Genomic DNA, 3,125 nt, shown 5'->3' with positions numbered 1-3,125 from the left:
CGACACCACCGCACGTGTCGCGGCAGCCTTCGACGCGCACTTCGGCGACCGCAGCACGACGATGCCGATCGGGACCGCCAGCGAGGACTTCAGCGACATCCCGACGGCGCTCGGCGTGCCGTACACCTACTGGGGCCTCGGCGGTATCGATCCGGACACGTACCGCACAGCCGAGCTGGCCGGCCGGGTGTACCAAGACATTCCCGTCAACCACTCGGCCGCCTTCGCCCCGGTCCTGCAGCCCACCCTCGACACCGGAACCGAGGCACTCGTGGTCGCCGCACTCGCGTGGTTGTGACGGCGGAGGATCGAGAACGACGATTTCATCTGATCAACGCAGAACGCCTTGACGCCTTTGAGATGATCGACGACTACGGAAAGAGTTCGCCATGGAGAAGATGTCGTTGACGGCGCTGGCTCGCGAACACCTCGCGGCCGCCGAACGAGCGTCCAGCGGGCGCAGCGCCCACACCGTGTACGGGGGCCACGAACACGTCCTGCGCCAAACGCTGATCGCGCTCAACGCGGGTCAGACACTCAACGAACACGAGAACCCCGGCGAAGCCACCCTCCACGTTCTGCATGGACGTGTCCGGCTGACCGCAGGCGACAACGCCTGGGAAGGCTCCGCCGGAGATCTGATCATCGTCCCCAATTCACGCCATGCACTCGAAGCCATCGAAACATCCTCGGTTTTGCTGACGGTAGCGAAACTACCTGCGCTGTAAGTTATGTCGACCGAGGATGAACATCGATCGCATTCGTGGTGATCCAGTTGCGGGCGCGGGTAAGGGCGGCGTCGGGGTCGAAGTGTTGCATCGTCCACTGATGTGAGCGGACGTCTCCTCGATCGCGATAGTGGTCCATGATGGCGGTGTGGTGGGGCAGGGTGATGAACCGCTCCAGGCTTTCTTCGTTGTCCCACACTGATATTGAGCCGCCACACAGCCGTGCGGGAAGTGACCACAGCCATAGGCCGACTGCACCGGGCATCGCATACCATCCGAGGCGCATCCGCATTCCCTTGCTCACGACCCCGGGAAGGTCGCGGCGCCGGGCTGACCGGTACTCGGTGACGCTGACCACGACGGGCCCGGCGGCGCTGGCAGTCGGGCCGGGCATCCACGGCAGAATCACCGGCGCTGCCGAGGCATGAGTGGTGGGGTTTGGCGTTGTCATGGGTCCCAGCCTGTCGCTAGCATTGGTCTGTGTCACGGTCCAATCCGCATCGTTCTGAACAGACCACTTCTGTAGCAGCAGACCCGGGGTTCCTGTCGGACATCAGCCTGACCGTGGATCGGTCGCGCCGCGGTGTAGGTGAGCAGCTGCAGGAACAGTTGCGCGTGGCGATCCGTCAGGGTCGGCTGGGGCCAGGTGATGTCCTTCCCGCGTCGCGGGTGCTTGCCGTCGACCTGGGCGTGGCACGAAGCGTGATCGTCGAGGTCTACCAACAGCTCATCGCCGACGGATATCTGACCGCCCACCAAGGATCGGGCACGCGAGTACTGCCCATCGCGCGGCCAGGGCCGTCCGTTGACGCGATGGTGCGCGTCCCGCCGGCTCGGGCGGTGCGCTTCTTTGGTGGTTTGCCGGACCCTGCGTTGTTTCCACGAACCGGGTGGCTGCGCCATTACCGCACCGCCCTGGCCGAGATGCCCAACGACCAACTCGTCTATCCGGGCCCAGCGGGGACATCGCAGCTGCGGAACGCGGTGGGCGGCTATCTGCGCCGGGTGCGCGGTGTGGACGCTGCACCGGAACACACGATGATCTGCGCCGGAGTCACGCAGGCCATTGCCCTGGTCTGCCGTGCGTTGCGCGCCCGTGGCGTGGAGGCGATAGCGATGGAAGATCCCGGGTTCGGACTGCACCGACGCGCCATCACCAACACCGGCCTGCGTGTGGTGCCGATATCGGTCGATAGCGATGGGATACAAGTGTCGCAGCTGGCAGGCGCCGGCGTTGGTGCCGTGCTGACCGCGCCGGCACATTCCTATCCGACCGGGGTGGCGTTGAGCGCAGCCCGCCGCGTAGAGCTCCTGCGGTGGGCCGGCGAGCATGACGGAATAGTCATCGAAGACGACTACGACGCCGAGTTCCGCTATGGCCGTGCACCTGTGGGGGCGCTGCAGGGCTTGGCGCCCGATCGCGTCGTCTACACCGGCTCTGCCAGCAAGACGCTGACCCCGGCACTGCGGCTCGGATGGATGGTCCTGCCGTATTGGCTGGTCGATGATGTCGCCGACCAGAAGTTGCTCGACGACGCCGGCAGCACGGTCGTCGAACAACTCGCCATGGCAGGTTTCATCGACTCCGGGGACCTCACTCGTCACCTGCGGCGAGTCAGGCCGGTTTATCGGCGTCGTCGCGAGGCCACCCTTGACGCAGTCACCCGGTGGATGCCCGAGGCGAGGCTGCGCGGAATCGCCGCGGGCTTACACGCCTATGTGCAGCTACCCGACGGGTGCGACGAAGCGAGCCTGGTTGATGCCGCCCGCCACCAGGACGTCATCGTCGAAGGAGCGGGCTGGCACTGGTGCCATCCCGCCGACGCTCCGCCAGCTCTCGTCTTGGGCTACGGCGCACTCACCGAATCCGCCATCAACGACGGCATCCAAACCATCGGATCGCTCTACCGTGCGCCAGACGAACAACGGTGATCAAAAGTGTTCCCCGACAGGCCTATTCGGCAGGCCACCGCACAGCCGACCAATTCTCGAACGAGGCCGGCTGTGCGCGCGCAGGGGAGACCCAAGAGTCCCTGGGCGGCCAACCCAACAAGCGGCTAGTCGTTCGTGTTCGGGTCGGTGTCGCGGTCTGCAGTATTGGTGTGGGTGTCGCGCTTTAGATGTCGTTTCCGCGGTGACACCGTCATCGTTGTCGGTGGGTGGGTGGTGCGATGCTGCGGTCACGATGTCTCGGCATACCACCTTCCGCTTTTGTCTCGACCCGTCTGTCGAGCAGTGTGAGGTGCTGGCTCGGCATGCCGGGGCGTCGCGGTTCGCGTTCAACCAGTGCCTGCGAATCGTCAAAACCGGGCTCACCCAACGCAAAGCCGACCCGCTAATGACGGTGCCGTGGTCGGGGTTCGATCTGATCAACACGTTCAACGCATGGAAGAAAAC

4 protein-coding genes and 1 pseudogene are annotated in these 3,125 nt (G+C 65.0%); 4 read left to right on the top strand and 1 reads right to left on the bottom strand.

Annotation, left to right across the window (positions count from 1 at the left end):
- Both ACRDUX_RS14835 and ACRDUX_RS14830 read left to right on the top strand, forming a co-directional pair.
- Positions 1-298, top strand: a pseudogene (locus tag ACRDUX_RS14835) (peptidase dimerization domain-containing protein); the annotation flags it as partial.
- Between the two features lie 91 nt (positions 299-389).
- Entirely contained in the window at positions 390-728 is a 339-nt protein-coding gene (locus ACRDUX_RS14830; RefSeq protein WP_526414782.1) for a cupin domain-containing protein, read from the top strand.
- 1 nt (position 729) lies between these two features.
- Here the strand turns inward: ACRDUX_RS14830 and ACRDUX_RS14825 are convergent, their stop codons facing one another.
- A complete protein-coding gene (locus ACRDUX_RS14825; RefSeq protein WP_526414781.1) occupies positions 730-1,179 on the bottom strand; it encodes a hypothetical protein in 450 nt (149 codons plus the stop codon).
- Between the two features lie 113 nt (positions 1,180-1,292).
- Here ACRDUX_RS14825 and pdxR point away from each other — a divergent pair, with 113 nt between their 5' ends.
- Both pdxR and ACRDUX_RS14815 read left to right on the top strand, forming a co-directional pair.
- On the top strand, positions 1,293-2,660 hold the full coding sequence (gene pdxR / locus ACRDUX_RS14820) for a MocR-like pyridoxine biosynthesis transcription factor PdxR (protein ID WP_526414780.1): 1,368 nt from the start codon (positions 1,293-1,295) through the stop codon (positions 2,658-2,660).
- 253 nt (positions 2,661-2,913) lie between these two features.
- Positions 2,914-3,125 (top strand): helix-turn-helix domain-containing protein (locus tag ACRDUX_RS14815; protein ID WP_526414779.1); only part of this gene is annotated, 212 nt, incomplete at its 3' end.

This window comes from Mycobacterium sp. (assembly GCF_050701675.1).
Taxonomy (GTDB): Bacteria; Actinomycetota; Actinomycetes; order Mycobacteriales; family Mycobacteriaceae; genus Mycobacterium.
Note: the sequence above shows the minus strand (reverse complement) of the source record. Positions and strands in the feature narration are given on the sequence as shown.